The organism is Novacetimonas cocois, from assembly GCF_003311635.1.
GTDB classification, from domain to species: Bacteria; Pseudomonadota; Alphaproteobacteria; order Acetobacterales; family Acetobacteraceae; genus Novacetimonas; species Novacetimonas cocois.
This window is the reverse complement of sequence record NZ_QEXL01000015.1, coordinates 49,788-67,625: the sequence shown is the minus strand read 5'-3', so window position 1 is coordinate 67,625 and position 17,838 is coordinate 49,788. Positions and strand designations below refer to the sequence as shown.

General features: G+C 62.8%; 16 protein-coding genes. 10 read left to right on the top strand and 6 right to left on the bottom strand.

Annotated elements, in window-relative coordinates; genetic code table 11:
* Positions 1-30 precede the first annotated feature (30 nt).
* From glpK to NJLHNGOC_RS11755, 4 genes are all read left to right on the top strand, one after another.
* On the top strand, positions 31-1,530 hold the full coding sequence (gene glpK, locus NJLHNGOC_RS11770) for a glycerol kinase GlpK (RefSeq protein WP_113596558.1): 1,500 nt from the start codon (positions 31-33) through the stop codon (positions 1,528-1,530).
* 34 nt (positions 1,531-1,564) lie between these two features.
* Positions 1,565-2,551 carry a class II fructose-bisphosphatase gene (gene glpX / locus NJLHNGOC_RS11765; RefSeq protein ID WP_113596528.1) on the top strand — a complete coding sequence of 329 codons (987 nt, stop codon included), beginning with the start codon at positions 1,565-1,567 and terminating at the stop codon, positions 2,549-2,551.
* A gap of 30 nt (positions 2,552-2,581) precedes the next feature.
* The gene (fbaA, locus tag NJLHNGOC_RS11760) at positions 2,582-3,688 is read left to right on the top strand and encodes a class II fructose-bisphosphate aldolase (protein WP_113596527.1); all 1,107 of its coding nucleotides are present in this window, start codon (positions 2,582-2,584) and stop codon (positions 3,686-3,688) included.
* 153 nt (positions 3,689-3,841) lie between these two features.
* Positions 3,842-4,636, top strand: coding sequence for a DeoR/GlpR family DNA-binding transcription regulator (locus NJLHNGOC_RS11755; RefSeq protein WP_113596557.1), 795 nt, complete (start codon positions 3,842-3,844; stop codon positions 4,634-4,636).
* Positions 4,637-4,811: 175 nt separating this feature from the next.
* Here the strand turns inward: NJLHNGOC_RS11755 and NJLHNGOC_RS11750 are convergent, their stop codons facing one another.
* Entirely contained in the window at positions 4,812-5,357 is a 546-nt protein-coding gene (locus NJLHNGOC_RS11750; protein WP_113596556.1) for a hypothetical protein, read from the bottom strand.
* Between the two features lie 397 nt (positions 5,358-5,754).
* Here NJLHNGOC_RS11750 and NJLHNGOC_RS11745 point away from each other — a divergent pair, with 397 nt between their 5' ends.
* Together NJLHNGOC_RS11745 and NJLHNGOC_RS11740 are read left to right on the top strand one after the other, a co-directional pair.
* Positions 5,755-7,035, top strand: a complete 1,281-nt coding sequence (locus NJLHNGOC_RS11745; RefSeq protein ID WP_113596526.1) for an NAD(P)/FAD-dependent oxidoreductase — start codon at positions 5,755-5,757, stop codon at positions 7,033-7,035.
* A gap of 66 nt (positions 7,036-7,101) precedes the next feature.
* Positions 7,102-7,788, top strand: a complete 687-nt coding sequence (locus NJLHNGOC_RS11740) for a FadR/GntR family transcriptional regulator (protein ID WP_239021502.1) — start codon at positions 7,102-7,104, stop codon at positions 7,786-7,788.
* Positions 7,789-7,800: 12 nt separating this feature from the next.
* On the opposite strand, the gene NJLHNGOC_RS11735 is transcribed toward NJLHNGOC_RS11740, so the two are convergent.
* From NJLHNGOC_RS11735 to NJLHNGOC_RS11715, 5 genes are all read right to left on the bottom strand, one after another.
* Positions 7,801-9,396 (bottom strand): glycosyltransferase family 9 protein, encoded by a 1,596-nt coding sequence (locus tag NJLHNGOC_RS11735; RefSeq protein WP_239021501.1) that lies wholly within the window; start codon positions 9,394-9,396, stop codon positions 7,801-7,803.
* 23 nt (positions 9,397-9,419) lie between these two features.
* Positions 9,420-10,775 carry an FAD-binding oxidoreductase gene (locus NJLHNGOC_RS11730; RefSeq protein ID WP_408890872.1) on the bottom strand — a complete coding sequence of 452 codons (1,356 nt, stop codon included), beginning with the start codon at positions 10,773-10,775 and terminating at the stop codon, positions 9,420-9,422.
* A 163-nt stretch (positions 10,776-10,938) separates the two neighbouring features.
* Complete coding sequence (locus NJLHNGOC_RS11725) at positions 10,939-11,358, bottom strand: DUF4112 domain-containing protein (protein WP_113596524.1); 420 nt, start codon at positions 11,356-11,358, stop codon at positions 10,939-10,941.
* Between the two features lie 56 nt (positions 11,359-11,414).
* Positions 11,415-11,705, bottom strand: a complete 291-nt coding sequence (locus tag NJLHNGOC_RS11720; RefSeq protein WP_113596523.1) for a SelT/SelW/SelH family protein — start codon at positions 11,703-11,705, stop codon at positions 11,415-11,417.
* Positions 11,706-11,816: 111 nt separating this feature from the next.
* On the bottom strand, positions 11,817-13,922 hold the full coding sequence (locus tag NJLHNGOC_RS11715) for a catalase (RefSeq protein ID WP_113596522.1): 2,106 nt from the start codon (positions 13,920-13,922) through the stop codon (positions 11,817-11,819).
* 180 nt (positions 13,923-14,102) lie between these two features.
* Between NJLHNGOC_RS11715 and NJLHNGOC_RS11710 the strand changes: the two genes are divergently transcribed.
* The 4 genes from NJLHNGOC_RS11710 to NJLHNGOC_RS11695 all read left to right on the top strand — a co-directional run bounded on the left by NJLHNGOC_RS11710 (position 14,103) and on the right by NJLHNGOC_RS11695 (position 17,536).
* Positions 14,103-14,918 (top strand): creatininase family protein, encoded by an 816-nt coding sequence (locus NJLHNGOC_RS11710; RefSeq protein WP_113596521.1) that lies wholly within the window; start codon positions 14,103-14,105, stop codon positions 14,916-14,918.
* Positions 14,919-15,006: 88 nt separating this feature from the next.
* A complete protein-coding gene (locus NJLHNGOC_RS11705) occupies positions 15,007-16,131 on the top strand; it encodes a YncE family protein (protein WP_239021507.1) in 1,125 nt (374 codons plus the stop codon).
* Between the two features lie 133 nt (positions 16,132-16,264).
* The gene (locus NJLHNGOC_RS11700) at positions 16,265-16,990 is read left to right on the top strand and encodes an NUDIX domain-containing protein (protein ID WP_113596519.1); all 726 of its coding nucleotides are present in this window, start codon (positions 16,265-16,267) and stop codon (positions 16,988-16,990) included.
* Between the two features lie 186 nt (positions 16,991-17,176).
* The gene (locus tag NJLHNGOC_RS11695; protein WP_113596553.1) at positions 17,177-17,536 is read left to right on the top strand and encodes a YidB family protein; all 360 of its coding nucleotides are present in this window, start codon (positions 17,177-17,179) and stop codon (positions 17,534-17,536) included.
* Positions 17,537-17,838 lie beyond the last annotated feature (302 nt).

The following is a 17,838-nucleotide window of genomic DNA, read 5'->3' as shown; positions in this document are numbered from 1 at the left end:
ATCTCGATCCTGATGGGACAGGAAACGACAATGAACAAGAAGAACAAAATTCTGGCCATTGACCAGGGTACGACATCGACACGCAGCATCGTGTTCAACCGTGACACCGCGGCACTTGCCACGGCGCGTGTTGAATTCCAGCAGCATTATCCCGATCAGGGCTGGGTCGAACATGATCCGGTCGAGATCTGGGGCAATGTTGTCTCCACCGCGCGCGAAGCGATGGAGCAGGTGGGCGGCCCGGAGCAGATCGCGGCCATCGGCATCACCAACCAGCGCGAAACCATTGTCGTATGGGACCGCAGGACGGGCGAACCCATCCATCGCGCCATCGTGTGGCAGGACCGCCGCACCACGGCGCAGTGCGCGCGCATGCGCCAGGAAGGACATGAGGCACTGGTGCGCGAACGCACCGGCCTGCTGCTGGACCCGTACTTTTCGGCGACCAAGCTTGCATGGATCCTCGACAACGTTCCCGGTGCCCGCAACCGGGCGGAGGCCGGGGAACTGGCATGCGGCACGATCGATAGTTTCCTGCTGTGGCGCCTGACGGGCGGACGGGTGCATGCGACCGACATCACCAACGCCGCGCGCACCCTGCTGTTCAACATCCATACCGGGGAGTGGGACAGGGACCTGCTGGACCTGTTCCGCATCCCCGCCGCGATCCTGCCGCGCATACAGGGCAACAGCGAACCGTTCGGTGAAACCGATCCGGAACTGTTCGGATGCCCGATCATGGTGGCTGGCATGGCGGGGGACCAGAACGCGGCGCTGGTGGGGCAGGCCTGCTTCACGCCGGGGATGGCAAAGGCGACGTATGGCACGGGGTGTTTCGCCCTGCTCAATACCGGTGATCGTCCGGTCATGTCGAACAACCGGATGCTGACGACCATCGGCTACCGGATCGGCGATACGACGACCTATGCGCTCGAAGGTTCGATTTTCGTGGCGGGGGCGGCGATACGCTGGCTGCGTGACGGCCTGAACCTGATTACCCATGCGTCCCAGACGGATGACATGGCAACCCGCGTGCCGCACAGCCACGGCGTCTATATGGTGCCGGGTTTCGTCGGGCTGGGCGCGCCGCACTGGGATCCCGATGCGCGTGGCCTGATCTGCGGGCTGACGCTGGATGCGACGGCGGCGCATATCGCGCGCGCGGCGCTGGAATCCGTGGCGTACCAGACCCTTGATCTGGTCGGTGCCATGTTCGAGGACGGCGGCGGCAAGCTCAGCGCGCTACGTGTTGATGGGGGAATGTCGGTCAATGACTGGTTCTGTCAGTTTCTGGCGGATATGCTCCAGACTCCGGTGGAACGTCCCCGGCAGGTGGAAACGACGGCGCTCGGGGCGGCATTCCTTGCGGGACTTGCCGTCGGGGTATGGGACAGTATTCCCGAACTGGCCGGAACCTGGACGCGGGGGCGTCTGTTCCAGCCGTTGATGTCCGCGGATCAGCGCGATGTGCTGGTCCGGGGATGGCATCAGGCCGTGAAGCGTACCCTGACCAGTACTGTTGCCTCTTGAACGACGATAAGAACCCTACAGGAAGGATTGTTACATGACCGTCACGCCGACCCCCTATCAGGTCACTGACCGTAACCTTGCCCTCGAACTGGTGCGCGTGACGGAGGCGGCGGCGGTTGCGGCATCCGCCTGGACCGGACGCGGAAAGAAGAACGAGGCCGACGGCGCGGCGGTCGAGGCGATGCGCCGCGCGTTTGACACCGTGGCGATCAACGGCACCGTCGTCATCGGCGAGGGCGAGATGGACGAGGCCCCGATGCTGTTCATCGGGGAGCATGTGGGCGCGGGCGGCCCGGCGATGGACATCGCCGTCGATCCGCTGGAGGGCACCAACCTGTGCGCCAAGAACCTACCCAATGCGCTGACGGTGGTGGCCCTGGCCGAAGAAGGGCATTTCCTGCACGCGCCTGACATCTACATGGACAAGATCGTGGTCGGCCCCGACCTGCCCGAGAATGTCGTGGATCTCGACGCCAGCGTGGAGGCCAACCTGAAGGCCCTTGCAAAGGCGAAAGACAAGGATATCCGCGACCTGATGCTGTGCACGCTGGATCGTCCGCGCCATGAGGAGATCATCGGTCGCGCGCGTGCGATGGGCGCGCGCGTGACGCTGCTCAGCGACGGGGACGTCGCGGCGGCCATCGCGGCGTGTCTGGAAAATAACGAGGTCGATATCTATCTGGGGTCGGGCGGCGCGCCGGAGGGCGTTCTGGCGGCGGCGGCGGTACGCTGCGTGCATGGGCAGATGCAGGGCCGCCTGCTGTTCGAGGATGAAAGCCAGATCACCCGCGCGAAGGAAATGAACCCCGGCGCCGACCCGTCGCGCAAGCTGGACCTGACGGATATCGCAAGCGGCGACGTGCTGTTTTCCGCGACGGGCGTCACGGGCGGCACGCTGTTGCGCGGTATCACGCAGAGCAACGGATGGACGATCACCCATTCGCTGGTCATGCGTTCAAAATCCGGCACCCTGCGTTTTGTCGAAGGACATCACGATTATTCCACCAAGACCTGGCGATAAAAACAAAAACCACGAAAGGCTGGTTCGATCATGACAAATCAGGAACGTCCCCTGTCCGCGCGTGCATCCCTGTCGCCCGGTGTCGTCACGGGCGCGGATTACCGCAGGCTGGTCGCGACATGCTGTAGCGAGGGATATGCCCTGCCTGCGGTCAATGTTGTCGGGACCGACAGCATCAATGCCGTGCTGGAGGCCGCGGCCCGCAACCGTTCGGATGTCATCATCCAGCTGTCGAATGGCGGCGCGCGCTTTTACGCGGGCGAGGGGATGAAGGACCAGAACCGCGCGCGTATCCTTGGCGCGGTCGCGGCGGCGCGGCATGTGCATACGCTTGCGGCGGAATACGGCATCTGCGTGATCCTGCATACGGATCACGCCGACCGGAAGCTGCTGCCGTGGGTGTCGGGCCTGATTGATGAAAGCGAAATCGCGGTGCGTGAAACCGGGCGTCCGCTGTTTTCATCGCACATGATCGACCTTTCGGCCGAACCGCTGGAGGAAAACATCGCCGAATGCGCCCGGTTCCTGCGCCGCATGGCGCCGCTGGGGATCGGCCTGGAAATCGAACTTGGCGTGACCGGCGGGGAAGAGGACGGGATCGGGCACGATCTGGATGATGGCGCCGATAATGCCCACCTCTATACCCAGCCGGCGGATGTGCTGCGTGCCTATAACGAACTTTCCCCGCTGGGATTCGTGACGATCGCGGCGTCATTTGGTAACGTGCATGGAGTCTATGCCCCCGGCAATGTCAAGCTGCGCCCGGAAATCCTGCTGCATTCGCAACAGGCGGTGTCGGAAGCGACGGGGCAGGGGGAACGGCCGCTCGCGCTCGTCTTCCATGGGGGGTCCGGTTCGGAACAGCGCCAGATCGCGGAGGCGGTTTCCTACGGCGTGTTCAAGATGAACATTGATACGGACATCCAGTTTGCCTTTGCCGAAAGCGTGGGCGGATACGTGCTGGAACATTCCGAGGCGTTCCGCCACCAGATTTCCCCATCGACGGGCAAGCCGCTGAAGAAGATTTATGATCCGCGCAAATGGCTGCGCGTGGGCGAATGTGGCATCGTCGCCCGTCTGGACAAGACATTTGCCGACCTGGGGGCGACGGGCAGGACGCTGGCCGTTTCCGCCTGAGACAATGACAGGAACGGGGGAAGGGGGATACCCTCCCTCCGTCAGCCTCGCGCCCGTGGTTTTGTGTGGTCCTCAATTGCAGTAGATTGCACTTGCGTCGGCGCGCGGGATCGTGTGCCGGAAATGATGTGGCAAGGGCAGGATCAGGAATATATGGCCAGCGTATCGGCAGAGGAACGACACCGCGAAATCATGGAACTGGTGCGCCTGCAGGGGTACGTCTCGAACGAGGATCTGGCCCAGCGGCTGAATGTGGCGGTGCAGACCATCCGTCGGGACGTCAACGCCCTGGCGCGACAGGGGCAGGTGACCCGCCATCATGGCGGGGCGGGGCTGGCGTCCTCGGTTGAAAATATCGCCTATGCGGAACGGCAGGTCCTGAACCGCAATGCCAAGGAGGCGATCGGGCGCATCGCGGCCCGCGCCATTCCCGACAATTCCTCCCTGTTCATCAGTATCGGCACCACGACCGAGGCCTTTGCCCAGGCATTGCGCCGGCACAAGGCCCTGCGGGTCATCACGAACAACCTGCATGTGGCCTCCACCCTGTCGTCACGGACCGATTTTCAGGTCATCGTGACGGGGGGGCAGGTCAGGTTTTCCGACGGCGGCATTACCGGGTCGACCGCAAGCACGTCCATTGACCAGTACAGGACGGATTTTGCCGTCATCGGCATAAGCGGAATCGAGGAAGACGGCACCCTGCTGGATTTTGACGCCGATGAAATCAATGTCGCGCAGGCGATGATGCGCAATGCGCGCAAGGTGTTTCTGCTGGCCGATCAGGGCAAATTCGGTCGCCGTCCGATGGGGCGGCTGGGACACCTGTCCAACATCCATGGTTTTTTCACCGACCGCGAACCCTCCGCGCGGATCCGCCAGATCCTCAAGGCAAACAACGTGCAATTGCACGTGGCAAGCAGGTCATCGGATGACGAGGCGCCCTGATACGGGCTGGGAAGGCGGCATTTCCGGCATGTGATCCCGTTTTTTCATCCTGACGGGACGGCGACGGGACCATTATCGCTGAAAAATCAAAAATATTATCGCACGTAAATATTATACCTTGTCAGAGGTCAGTCCATTTCCTGACGCGCCGATGCATCGCGGGACAGGGTGCGGGTCAGGAAACAGGCGGACTTTCCGCCATTGCACGGATGCGACCCAGCATCCGGCGCCTGATCAGGCCGCTGACGGGCCGGATGGCGTACCAGTAAGGTGAAAAGCGCCGTTGCGATGCCGGCGTCGGGCAGAAGACGCGGGTCCGTGTCGTAACCCGGCAGGCATTACCGGAACCGGGCGCGATGACGAACCCCATGGCCAGTCTGCACAGGTCGGGGTGAGGGCCTTCACGAAAGCCGGTGGCCGATGCCAGGGGAACCAGCCCATAATCGGCTTTCCAGAACGCGCCCATCAGGCCGAAAACGATTTCCCGTTCTCCTTCGTGTCCCAGGATGGTGAAATCGTCCAGATCCAGCATCGGCCCCGGCCTGCGCCCCATAAGGCGGGCCGGAGCTTCGCGCAGGCCGATCGCCAGCCGGACCAGCGGATCATGAAGGGCGCGATAGGCGTGGATGCTGCGCATGATGGCAGCGGCAGGCGCGCGGATGGCGATCCGGTGACATTCCTGAAACTGGTAATGGGGGAGAAGGTTATCGAGAAGAGGCATCGGTGGCGTGGTCATTTCCGCTTTCCCAGTCACGGCTTTCCTGTCACGGCGCGGGATCGTGTGGACAATTGGCATATCACGCATTCTGCATGCGCATCGCACCGGTTCGGAATGGATAAAGATATTGTGCGCCTCCTGCCGGCGGCCACGCGGCGCAGGCCGCACTTCGGGGCGGATATGGCCGTGTCCGCGCGCCGTTTTTTGATTTTTGTCAAGGGGAATGGGGTATAACCTTCGCCGTGCCCTGGGACGTGGCATTGTCGATGGCGCATTTTGCAATAGGGTGTGTCCGGACAGGAACGGCCATGCCTTGAGTGTGATGGCGACGAAATACGAGAGACGGCGGGTATCGCAGGGACGTCCCGCATGTCGTGCGAATGGGTTGGAGCAGAGCAAGATGGCGCAGAAGTTTCGGATCGTGATTGTTGGCGGGGGGGTCGCGGGGCTGGCGCTGGCCACACGCCTGGGCAAGACGGTCGGGAAATCCGGACGCGCGGAAATTACCCTCGTGGATAAAAGCTTTGCCCATGTATGGAAGCCGATGCTCCACTGCTTCGCCGCGGGCACTGCGGCGAACGAGAATGACCGCATCAGCTTCATGTCGCAGGCCAGCCGCCATCATTTCGATTTCTGGCCCGGCGAGATTTCGGGCATGGACCGTAAGGCCAGGACCATTACCCTTGCTCCGGTGATCGACCCCAATGGGGAAACGATCCTGGAGGAACGCAGCCTGGAATATGACGCCGTGATCCTGTCCATTGGCAGTCGCGCCAATGATTTCGGGACGCCGGGCGTGGCCGAGCACTGCATGTTCATTGACAACCTTGTCGATGCAAACGGCTTCAATGACCGTTTCCGCATGGAACTGCTCAAGGCATTTGCCTATCACCGCGAACTCGACATCGCCATTGTCGGTGGCGGGGCGACCGGAACGCAGCTTGCCGCCGAACTTCACAAGGCGCTGGGCCTTGCCGCGCTTTACAGTTTCGGAGAAAAGCCCCCCGCGCTTAAGATCACGCTGCTGGAGGCCGGGCCGCGCATCCTGCCCGCCTTTCCCGAAAAGGTATCGCAGGCCGCGATGAAGCAGCTGGAGGCCATCGGCGTGACCGTGCAGACCTCCGCCATGGTCAGCGGCGCGGACGAAAATGGCTTCATGCTCAAGGACGGAAGCCGCGTGCCCGCCACGCTGCGTGTCTGGGCCGCCGGGGTGAAGGCCCCCGACGTGACCACGAAATTCGGGGGCATGAAGCTTTCGCGTTCGGGACAGCTTGAGGTGCGTCCCACGCTTCAGGTGATGGATGACGACAATGTCTTTGCCATGGGGGATTGCGCCTTCATCGCGGAAAAGCCTGTGGCCCCGACGGCGCAGGCCGCCCGGCAGCAGGCACACCATCTGGCGCGTCACCTGCCTGCATGGATGGACGGGCGTCCGCTGCCGCCGTTCGTGTTCAACAACAAGGGGGCGGTGGTCGCGCTGGGCGATTATAACGGCTGGGGCACGTTCCCCGGCGGCACCGTCTTTGGTGGCGGATGGCTTCATGGCCTTTCCGCCCGGCTGGTCCATCTGATGCTCTATCGCCAGCACCAGTTCGAACTCTATGGACCTTTCCGGGGCATGATATCATGTCTGGTGGACTGGCTGGACGTGTTTGTCCGCCCTGCGGTGCGCCTTGACTGAGGCTCTGATGACGTGCTGGCGGCGACGGACTGTCCCACGCGTCATCTTTGGGATATGAAACAGCCTATGTCTTCTTTTCCTCCCCTTCCGCGACATTCCCTTGTGGAACAGGCCATTGCAGTCATGCGCGAACGCGTCGCGAAAGGGGAATGGGCGCTGGGCGAACGCATTCCCAAGGAAACGGAACTGGCGCAGCTGTTGCAGGTCGGGCGCAACACCGTGCGCGAGGCGGTGCGTGTCCTATCCCATGCCGGCATGCTGGAGGTGCGGCAGGGCGATGGCACCTATGTCCGTTCACGGACCGACCCTGCCGATGTGATGCACCGCATCAGCCGATCAGGGCTGCGCGATCATTTCGAGCTGCGTGTCGTGCTGGAGGCCGAGGCCGCGCGTCTGGCCGCCCTGCGCCGGACGGAGCGCGACCTGAAGCGTCTGGAAAAGCTGCTGGAGGCGCGGGGCGAAAAAGTGTCCGGCAGTGTGGACATGGAGGCTTTTGTCGCGCGTGACACGGCCTTTCACCTTGCGATTGCAGAAGCGTCGCATAACAGGGCGTTGAGCGAGCTTTATCGCTATTTCGTCTCCGAAGTGCGGCGCGGCACCCATACCGCCGTGATGGAGCCCGCCCTGCCGGAACCGGGACTGGCGGCACATGTGCGGATCCTTGATGCGATCCGCAATCAGGACCCCGCCGGGGCGGAGCGCGCGGCGCGGGAGGCCGTAACGCCCCTGCTGACGGCGATGTCGCAGGCCTAGACGGCCACTTTTTCAGGAATGGCTGGCGGCGGCGGTTGCCAGCAGTTCGCGGACCTGTGCCACGACGCCTTCCCAGTCCCCCGGACGGGACTGGCGTACGATACGCAGTTGTGGGTACCACTGGCTGTCATGACGGCCGGACTGCCATCGCCAGCAATTGTCGTACCGGTCCATCATGATGGTCGGCCTGCCCAGTGCACCGGCAAGATGGACGACCGACGTATCGACCGATACGACGATATCGAGGTTCATGATGATCGCGGCGGTGTCATCCATGTCGCGCACGTCATCCATGGGATCATAAAGCTGCATGCCCTCGGGCATGTCCGTCATCTGCTGCGCATGCTGGCCACGTTGCAGGTTGACCAGATGGATCCCCTTTATCGTGGTCAGGGGCGCAAGCTGGGAAATGTGCATCGAACGCTTGCGGTCGATGGCCTGCGCCTGTGCTACGCCCGGACGGCTGGCGCCACCCCAGACGATCCCGACCCGCAGGCCCGGGCGCGACGGCAGGTATTCTTCCCATCGCAGGATTTTTTCCGGGTCGGCCTGCAGGTAGGGGATTGGCGCGCCGACGATATCGGATGTGCGGCCCAGGGCGCGCGCAAGGCTTCCGAACGGACAGTGCCAGTCATGCGCGGGCAGCGGGCGCAGCGGATCGATAACCCGTTCCACCCCGTAAATACGCGTGCCAAGGGGCAGTATCTCACGCGGAAGCTGAAGGATAACGCGCGCGCCACGCCGGACCAGCGCGGGGACAAAGCGCAGATACATCAGCATGTCGCCCAGCCCGGCCTCTGACAGGACCACGATGCGCTGTCCCGTCAGGTCCGTATTCTGCTCCAGCGTTGGCAGAAGACGTTCAAACGGGTGTTTCTGGCGTCCCGGCATGCGCAGGCGCCATTCATATTCGGGCCAGCCCTGCGCATGCCGCCCCGCCTTTAGCAGGGTCATGGCGTGATTGAGGTGGATCTGCGGGTCATCGGGACGCAGCGCCAGCGCCTGCCGGTGATGATGCAGGGCCTGATCCATCTGGTTGTCGATGGTCAGGATATGCGCCAGATTGGCATGCGTCATCGCGCTGCGCGGATGATATTCCAGCAGGTGACGCAGCAGCGCCTGCGCGTCGCGGGCCTGACCCAGTTCATTCTGTGTCACCGCCAGCAGGTTGCCGGTCCGCAGGGCGGCGGGATGGCGCCTGCATCCTTCCACCAGCACCTCAACCGCATCGGTCATGCGGTTCTGCAACAGCAGGAATTCACCCAGCAGGTCATACAGGCGGATATCGTTGGGCGTCTGCATCATGGTCGCGTGCAGCGTCGCCTCGATTTCCGCGATGCGCGAATGACGCAAAAGAAGCGCCATCATGTCCTGCGCGGGATGACCTGCCGTCGGATTGTCATGCGCCAGACGGCATAGCAGCCGCGCCGCCCTGGCTGCGCGACCACTGCCCGCCAGCGCATGGGCAAGGATGATATCGGCCCGTCCGTCGCCGCACATCGGTTCGACCAGCGCGCGGGCCTGCGCGAAATGTCCCGCGTCCAGGTTCTGCATCGCCTGGCGCAGCCGCTGCGTGCGTTCTGCCGTCTTGTCCGATGCGTTCGCCACGGCCATCCCCCCGTGTGAAAGGTTCAGGCGGCCGTCGCGTCTGGGGCGGGCGGAAGCAGCTTGCCGGGGTTCAGGATGTTCTGCGGATCGAGGGCCTTCTTGATTGCGCGCATGACCTCCAGCGCATTTTCGCCGTGTTCGGCGGCCATGAACTCCATCTTGCCACTGCCGATCCCGTGTTCGCCGCTGCATGACCCGTTCAGCGCCAGCGCCCGGCGCACGATCCTGCGGTCCAGTTCCATCGCCCGTTCATATCCATCGGGTTCGGGGGGCACCATGATGATGGTATGGAAATTCCCGTCCCCCACATGCCCCACGATGGGGGCCGGCAGTCCAGATGCCTCGATATCCGCCTTGACCCCCGTGATGAGTTCCGTCAGCGCGGAAATGGGAACGATGGCGTCCGTCGCGATGCCGTTGCGACCGGGATACGCGGCAAGGGCCGCCCAATAGGCGCTGTGGCGCGCTTTCCAGAGACGGGTGCGTTCTTCCTGGCTCGTGCTCCATATGAAGCCGAGGCCGTTATTGTCGGCGGCGATGGCCTCCACCATTTCCACCTGTTCGCGCACGGCCTCCGGCGACCCCTGGAATTCGAAGAACAAGGTCGTGATGGGGCGGTAGTCCTCCAGCTTGGAATAGGCGATGCAGGCTTCCATCTGGGCGTCGTCAAGAAGCTCGATCCGCCCGATCGGCACGCCCACCTGAATGGTGGAGACCGCCGTGCGCACCGCATCGGCCAGATCTTCGAACTGGCACGTCGCGGCGGCAATGGTTTCGGGGATGCCATGCAGCCGCAGCTGGATTTCGGTAATGATGCCCAGCGTGCCTTCCGAACCGATGAACAGGCCGGTCAGGTCATAACCGGTGGATGACTTGCGCACCCGCCCGCCCGTATCGACGATCCGCCCGTCAGCCATGACGACCCGCAGTCCCAGCACATTTTCGCGCATGGTGCCGTAACGCACGGCCGCCGTGCCGGAGGCACGCGTGGCGCACATCCCGCCAAACGTGGCCTCCCCACCCGGATCGACCGGAAAGAACATGCCCATATCGCGCAGATGCGCATTGAGCGACTGGCGCGTGACCCCGGCTTCCACCCGACAGTCGAGGTCATCGGCATTGACCGCCAGGACGCGGGTCATGCGCGAAAGATCAAGGCTGATGGCGTCCGTTGCGGGGGTGACGTGGCCTTCGACCGATGTGCCGCCCCCGAAGGCCACGACCGCCACCCCATGTTCATGGCAGGTGCGCAGGACCAGCGCCACGTCCTCGGTGCCTTCGGCGAACACCACCAGCGCGGGCAGGCTGGCGCGTTTCCATCCCTCGCCATGGCTGTGCTGTTCACGGATCGATTCATTGGTCGTGACCCGTTCACCCATCTGCTGATGCAGGATCCGGGCGACCGTGGCGATGGAGGGCGAAAGCGCAGAGAACATGAACGGCGGTCCCATCAGGCGGTAATCCTGTTCCGGGTTATCCGTACAGGCGCCGGATCGCAAGGTCGGTGCACAGGGATCAGCGTACAGGGATCACTGCACAGGTTCAGCGTCCGGGAGGGGGAACGTCCACCGTCATGCCGAAATGACGTTCCAGCAGGTCGATATTGCGCAGGTTCGCCTTGTACACCGTATCCGCGAGGTCACCGAGGACGGGAACGAAGTCGAACAGCAATTCCACCCCCACGTTCGCCAGCATCCTGAGGATGACCTTCCCCGGCACGTTCATCCGGTATGCTTCCCAGATGATATAAAGCGAGGGGATCGCCATCACCGCAGTTCCGGCCACCGGCAGGGCTCCGATCAGCGTATCGAGCCCCCAGCGCACGCGCGTGCCCGGTATCGTAAAGGCTGCGTCCAGCAGGGTCGCCAGCCGCCGCAGGCGCTGGACGCGGCGCCTGATTTCCGTGCCGTCAAGGGACGGGCGGGTCGTGAACGGGGGCGAGGATGAAGCGGTATGTGCCATGACTGCGCATATGGGGTGGCGGTGCGGCGCAGACAATGGCGGGGATCGTGTCTTCTCTACCGGTCGATATGCCCCATGTCCCGTTCGGGCGCGATGACATCGCGGACCTTCTGCTTCAGTTCCTTCGGGCCGGGGAAGCCGCCATCGCGTTTGCGTTCCCATATCAGGTGGGGACCGACATGGATTTCAAAACGGCCGCCGCTTCCCGGTACAAGGGTCACGGCGCCCAGTTCCTCGCCAAATGTCGCAAGCAGTTCCTGTGCCATCCATGCCGCGCGCAGCAGCCAGTTGCAGCGCGTGCAGTAATGGATGGAAACATGTGGTTTTTTATCCGGTTTTTCGTCCATTTCGGTCCCTCCATGTCCCTTTCATTGTGCCTGCCGCGATAGCGCATCAAGGGCAGGCACGTAAAAAAGATCACGGATTCCCGGACCGGGTATCAGGCCGGCAGGCGTGGGTCAGACCGCATGCACGCGCTTTTCGCGCGGCCAGAACCGCAGCGCGGCGCAGGCCTTGATAAAGGCAGCCGCATCCTTGGCCTTGGTCAGCCTGAGGATGCCGTCGTCACGTTCGGCCGTACCCACCCCCGCCGCATCCAGCAGCGGTTCGGCAGACGCGGCATATCCGATGAACTTGGCATGGGCAAAGGCATCCGCGATGAAATCGCGCATCGTCGCCTCGCCCAGCAGCAGCGTGCTGCCCTGCGCGGAAGGAAGCAGGACCACCGCGTCATACAGGACCGACGGGCCGCCGTTGATCTTCTGCATGACCGGCAGGATCTTGCCCCTGTCATCGGATATGTTGCCGATGCGCGGCCCGACCAGTTCCGTCTCCACCCCTTCCTGATGGGCGGCTTCCTGCACGGCGGACAGCAGGGCGGCATCCGTGCCCTCGCTCACCACGATGCCCAGCTTGCGCCCGCGAAAACTGTCAGGACCGTTCTTCAGGATGCTCAGCGCGTCGGAAGGCGGCAGGTCCGTCCGGACGGGCAGGGGGCCGACCGCCGCGTCGGGAAGCGTGGGAATGCCCAGCCCGTCCGCCACGCCACGGGCCAGCGCCTCGTCCACGTTGCGCAGGTGCGAAAGCATGCGCACGCGGATGGCGGGCGTCTCCACCTTGCTCAGCTCAAAGACGAAGGCGTCCTTCATGTGGGTCTGCTCGACCGGGGTCTGGCTGATATAGAACTGGCGCGCCTGACTGTAATGATCCCCGAACGCGGCCGAACGCTCACGCGTCTTGGCGCCTGACTGCTCCTGCGGAAAGGAACGGTAGCCGGTGCGGGGATTTTCGCGCGGGCCGCCCTGCGGCTGGGGCCATGAATTGGGTTCGTAATTCGCCCGTCCCTTCGGGTTGTGCATCGCCATGTGCCCGTCCTGCTGGAAATTATGGAACGGGCATTTGGGCGCGTTGATCGGGATATGCGTGAAATTCGGACCGCCGAGGCGCTTGGTCTGGGTATCGAGATAGGAAAAATTCCGTCCCTGAAGCAGCGGGTCGTTGGTGAAATCGATGCCGGGCACGATGTTCTGGGTGCAGAAGGCGACCTGTTCGGTCTCGGCAAAGAAATTGTCCACCACCCGGTTCAGCACAAGGCGGCCGACACGGCGGATGGGTACCAGCTCCTCGGGGATCAGCTTGGTCGCGTCCAGGATGTCGAAGGGGAACCGGTCCGCGAATTCGTCATCGAACAGCTGCACCCCAAGGTCCCATTCGGGGTAATCGCCCGCGTTGATGGCGTTCCACAGGTCGCGACGGTGAAAATCGGGGTCCGCGCCGTTGATCTTCAGCGCCTCGTTCCAGACCACCGACTGCAGGCCCTGGCGCGGCTTCCAGTGGAATTTGACATAGGTGGAACGTCCCTGCGCATCGATCAGGCGGAAGGTGTGGACGCCGAACCCCTCCATGAAACGGAAAGAGCGTGGAATGGCGCGATCCGACATGGCCCAGCAGACCATGTGCGTGGCCTCGGGCGAGAGGGAGACAAAGTCCCAGAAATTGTCATGCGCCGTCTGTGCCTGCGGAAAGGCGCGATCGGGCTCTTCCTTGGCCGCATGGACAAAGTCGGGGAATTTGATGGCGTCCTGGATGAAGAAGACCGGTATGTTGTTGCCGACAATGTCCCAGTTGCCCTGCTTCGTATAAAGCTTCACCGCGAAGCCACGCACGTCGCGCACGACGTCGGATGATCCCTTTGCCCCCGCCACGGTGGAAAAGCGCACGAAGGCCGGCGTCTTTTCGCCGACATTGCCGAAGATGTCGGCATGGCAGACATCGGCAAGGGAATCCGTCAGCTCGAAATAGCCATGGGCCCCGTATCCCCGCGCATGGACCACGCGTTCGGGAATGCGTTCATGATCGAAGTGGAAGATTTTTTCACGGAAATGAAAATCCTCCATCAGGGCGGGGCCATCCGCGCCCTGACGCAGGGTATTCTGGTCATCGGCGACCGGGGTGCCCTGCTGGGTGGTCAGGGTGGGGATATCAGCGTCATCCGCTGTCTGATGGGTTTCCCCGCCCGTGCCTGTCCGGCTGTGGGGCGGATGCGGGATGGCGCTGGCATTCATCGCGTCTTCTCCTTTATACCGACCCGCCGATACTGGCAGGGCGGGGGTAAAATGTTCGCTAAACTAACGGGATGTCCGCGCGATGGTTCCGGCGTGGGCCATCCGGGCCGCGCGGCGGGCGGTGCAGGTAAGGCCGCGCGACGGCAGGTTGTGGGCTGGCGGCGGCTGGCGTGCGCGTGCATGGCCGCGGGCGCAATGGCGCTGGCATCGCCGGAAGACGCCCATGCGGATGCCCATGCCACGGCCGCGCCAGGGAGTGTCGAGTTCGCACAGCTGACATGGACGGAAATCCGTGACGCGCTGGCGCAGGGCTGGACCAGCATCGTGATCCCGGTGGGGGGCACGGAACAGAGCGGCCCGTTCATCGCGGTGGGAAAGCATAACGTGCGCGCCACCGTGCTGGCGCAGCGTATCGCCCAGAAGGCCGGGCATATGCTGGTTGCCCCGACCATTGCCTATGTGCCCGAAGGGGGTACCGTGCCGCGTACGTCGCACATGCGCTTTCCCGGCACGATCAGCATTCCGCCAGCGGTGTTTCGTGACATGGTGAGCGGTGCTGCCGAAAGCCTGCGGGTGCAGGGGTTCCGGCGTGTCATCCTTCTGGGCGATCACGGCGGGTACCAGAAGGATCTCAAGGCCGTGGCGCAGGCGCTGAACCGCAAATGGGCCGGCACGGGGGCGCATGTGGTCTATCTGGCGGCGTACTATGACGTCGTCGCCGGGGCCTATGCCGGTTTCCTGCGCAGGCGTGGGCTGGGCGCGGATGTGGGCATGCATGCCGATATCAGCGATACGTCCCTGATGCTGGCGATTCAGCCGGACATGGTGCGTGAGGATGCCCTGCGGCACGCCGCCCTTCCGGGGGCGTCGCAGGGGGTGTATGGCGGCGACCCCCGTCCCGCCACCGCCGCGCTGGGACAGGTGGGGGCGGACATGCAGGTGGCGGCGGCCCTCAGGGCGCTGGAAACCGATAAAAATGGTCCGGTTTCTCCCTGATTGCCAGATTTTTGCCGCGTGCTATAGGGGCGGCAGGAGATAGGATTGCATGACCGTAAAAAAACTGTTTCTGATGTCCGGGCTGTGTATGGCGGGCCTGGCGTGGGGTGGATCGTCCGCGGCGCGGGCACAGCAGGTGCAGACAATACCGGGCATGCCGCCGGTGGTGGATCCGCGCAACATCTATACCGAAACGACGTCGGATCACATCGCGCCGGAGGTGGCGCAGGACCCGCCGCGGATTTATGTCCCCAACCTCCGGTCGAACAACGTCTATGTCATCGACCCCCAGACCTATAAGGTCGTCAACCGCTTCCGCGTGGGCAAAAGTCCCCAGCACGTCGTGCCCTCATGGGACCTGCGGACGCTGTGGGTCACCAACAACGCCGAAGGCACGACCAACGGCACGCTGACGCCGATCGATCCGCGCACGACCCTGCCGGGGCCGGAGGTCGCGGTCGATGATCCTTACAACATGTATTTCACGCCGGATGGGAAATCGGCCATCACGGTGGCCGAAGCGCGGGAGCGGCTGGATTTCCGCGATCCCCATACCATGCAGTTGCAGACATCCGTGTCGGTGCCGCAATGCAAGGGCGTCAATCACGCCGATTTCTCGATTGACGGACGCTATGCCATCTTCACATGCGAATTCGGTGGCTATCTGGCGAAAGTGGATACCGTGAACCACACGGTCCTCGGCTATCTCAAGCTGTCGAGTGGCGGCATGCCGCAGGATATCCTGACGGCGCCGAATGGTCATACATTCTATGTTGCGGACATGCATGCGGATGGCGTGTTCATCATTGATGGCGACAGCTTCCGTGAAACGGGCTTCATACCGACCGGTGTTGGCACCCACGGCCTGTATCCCAGCAGGGATGGCACGATGATGTACGTTGCCAACCGTGGATCGCACAAGATTCATGGCCCGCCCCATGGCAAGGCCGGCGGTGTGTCCGTTGTCAGCTTCGCCACCCAAAAAGTGGTCAGGCAGTGGCCCATCCCGCATGGCGGCAGCCCGGACATGGGCAATGTCAGCGCCGACGGCAAGACATTATGGCTGTCGGGCAGGTTCGATGACGTGGTGTACGCATTTGACACGACAAGCGGCGCGGTGCGTAAAATCGCGGTGGGGCAGGAACCCCATGGCCTGACGGTCTGGCCGCAGCCGGGACGGTATTCGATCGGGCATACCGGTATCCTGCGGTAAAGAAATTGCTCCGGCCGGACAGGACGTTCCCTGTCCGGCTGTCTGCCCGGTTTGTGGACAGAAAACGACCGCCTGTCCGTCATCGCGTCTGACAGGCCGGGCAGGGGACGTTCGATAAGGGGGAATGCGAGGCATGTCCGATGCGGTCCAGATCCACTTTTCTTCCCTGATCCCGCCCGAGCGGCAGGCGGCCGTGCTTGAAGCGCCCCATTTTGTCCGCTGGCGTGACGGGTTATGTGCCCGCTTCGATGTCCGCCGCATCGACGTGCATGATGTCGTCATGTTCGGCACGCGCGTGGGGTTCATATTCGCCGTGGCGGATGCGCTGCATGATGGCAGGCCCGTGCCCGGTGCCGCGATGCTGCGCGGGGATTCGGTATCTGTCCTGCTGGTCCTGACATGCCCGGGGGAGGCTCCACGCACGGTGCTGACGCAGGAGGCGCGTGTTCCGATTGCCTGTCCCGATCTTCTGGCGCTGCCTGCCGGGATGCTGGACGGAGGGGAGTTCGTCAGTACCGCCCTGCGTGAACTGTCCGAAGAGGTCGGCGTGGATCTGAAGGTCCGCAAGACGGATCTGGTGCTGCTGGATACCGTCTGGCTTTCACCCGGCGGCACGGACGAAGCAATCGCCCTGTATTACGCGGAGCTGGAGGTCAGGGCCGAGGCCCTTCATGCAATGGACGGGCGTCATACAGGTCTGGCCAATGAACACGAAAACATCCGTCTGCATGTCCTGTCGCTGCATGATCTGCCCACGATCGGGCGAACGGATGCCAAGACCGTCCTGTCCTATCATCTCTATCTGGCCCGCAAGGGGAAGGTGGGGAAAATCAATGGCGATTTTCCTGTTGACACATAAGCGTGAGGTACATCATAAAACCGGGAAGCAGATTTGCCTTGGCAACTGCTTCTTGGACGTTTCCTCCCTAAACTCAAGCGGTGCACATGCACCGCTTTTTTTTGATCTGGCTTATTATATTTTTTTATAATTATCCAAGATCGATTATATTAAGAAAACGCCTTAGCGAATTTCAGGGATATGATCATGAGTGGTATTTTCGACGATGTGATGGGAAAACTGACCGATCTGGCTGCCAGTTCGGGACTGTCGGGGCAGATCCATTCCTATCTGTCGCAGATGCTGACGCCCGCCACGATTTCTTCCCTTCTGGACCAGGCCCAGCAGGCGGGACTGACCGACAAGGTCCGCTCATGGATCGGTTCGGGCGAAAATCTGCCGATTTCGACGGATGAACTCCGCTCGCTGCTTGGCAATCAGCAGGTGCAGGCCCTTGTCGATCATGTTGGCCTGCCAGCCGACACAATCCTTCCCGTCCTTGCGCATCTGCTTCCGGCCGCAGTCAACGCCCAGACCCCGCAGGGAGAGGTTCCTGCAAAAGCCTGATCAGGTATTCGGGCGGCTGAATATCTGATGCTGCGGGCCGGGCATGATCCCGGCCCGTCAAGGGGCTGCTGGCGTGCATGCTGCATTCGCCTGCTTCGGTCCTGGATTTGTTCCGTTGTCGGCAATATCGCAGAAGATTTTTCCGCATAGGTGAAGAAATTAATCAGACCTTGGCATGGATAACTAGCCGTGATCGCCAGCGTGGCATCGAAGATGCGCCGGTGTGGATGGGCACCTTCCCAAAACACATTTAGAGTCAGCCGTCTCTTCCGATCGACGTAGAGGAGGTCTGGCACGATTTC

Coding starts and splice junctions, on each gene's coding strand:
- glpX (WP_113596528.1), top strand. CDS start 1,565: ATGACCGTCACGCCGACCCCCTATCAGGTCACTGACCGTAACCTTGCC.
- NJLHNGOC_RS11730 (WP_408890872.1), bottom strand. CDS start 10,775: ATGGGTGAACGGGTCACGACCAATGAATCGATCCGTGAACAGCACAGC.
- NJLHNGOC_RS11715 (WP_113596522.1), bottom strand. CDS start 13,922: ATGAATGCCAGCGCCATCCCGCATCCGCCCCACAGCCGGACAGGCACG.
- NJLHNGOC_RS11700 (WP_113596519.1), top strand. CDS start 16,265: ATGTCCGATGCGGTCCAGATCCACTTTTCTTCCCTGATCCCGCCCGAG.
- NJLHNGOC_RS11745 (WP_113596526.1), top strand. CDS start 5,755: ATGGCGCAGAAGTTTCGGATCGTGATTGTTGGCGGGGGGGTCGCGGGG.
- NJLHNGOC_RS11695 (WP_113596553.1), top strand. CDS start 17,177: ATGAGTGGTATTTTCGACGATGTGATGGGAAAACTGACCGATCTGGCT.
- glpK (WP_113596558.1), top strand. CDS start 31: ATGAACAAGAAGAACAAAATTCTGGCCATTGACCAGGGTACGACATCG.
- NJLHNGOC_RS11705 (WP_239021507.1), top strand. CDS start 15,007: ATGGCGGGCCTGGCGTGGGGTGGATCGTCCGCGGCGCGGGCACAGCAG.
- NJLHNGOC_RS11720 (WP_113596523.1), bottom strand. CDS start 11,705: ATGGACGAAAAACCGGATAAAAAACCACATGTTTCCATCCATTACTGC.
- NJLHNGOC_RS11740 (WP_239021502.1), top strand. CDS start 7,102: ATGTCTTCTTTTCCTCCCCTTCCGCGACATTCCCTTGTGGAACAGGCC.
- NJLHNGOC_RS11755 (WP_113596557.1), top strand. CDS start 3,842: ATGGCCAGCGTATCGGCAGAGGAACGACACCGCGAAATCATGGAACTG.
- NJLHNGOC_RS11710 (WP_113596521.1), top strand. CDS start 14,103: ATGGCCGCGGGCGCAATGGCGCTGGCATCGCCGGAAGACGCCCATGCG.
- fbaA (WP_113596527.1), top strand. CDS start 2,582: ATGACAAATCAGGAACGTCCCCTGTCCGCGCGTGCATCCCTGTCGCCC.
- NJLHNGOC_RS11750 (WP_113596556.1), bottom strand. CDS start 5,357: ATGCCTCTTCTCGATAACCTTCTCCCCCATTACCAGTTTCAGGAATGT.
- NJLHNGOC_RS11725 (WP_113596524.1), bottom strand. CDS start 11,358: ATGGCACATACCGCTTCATCCTCGCCCCCGTTCACGACCCGCCCGTCC.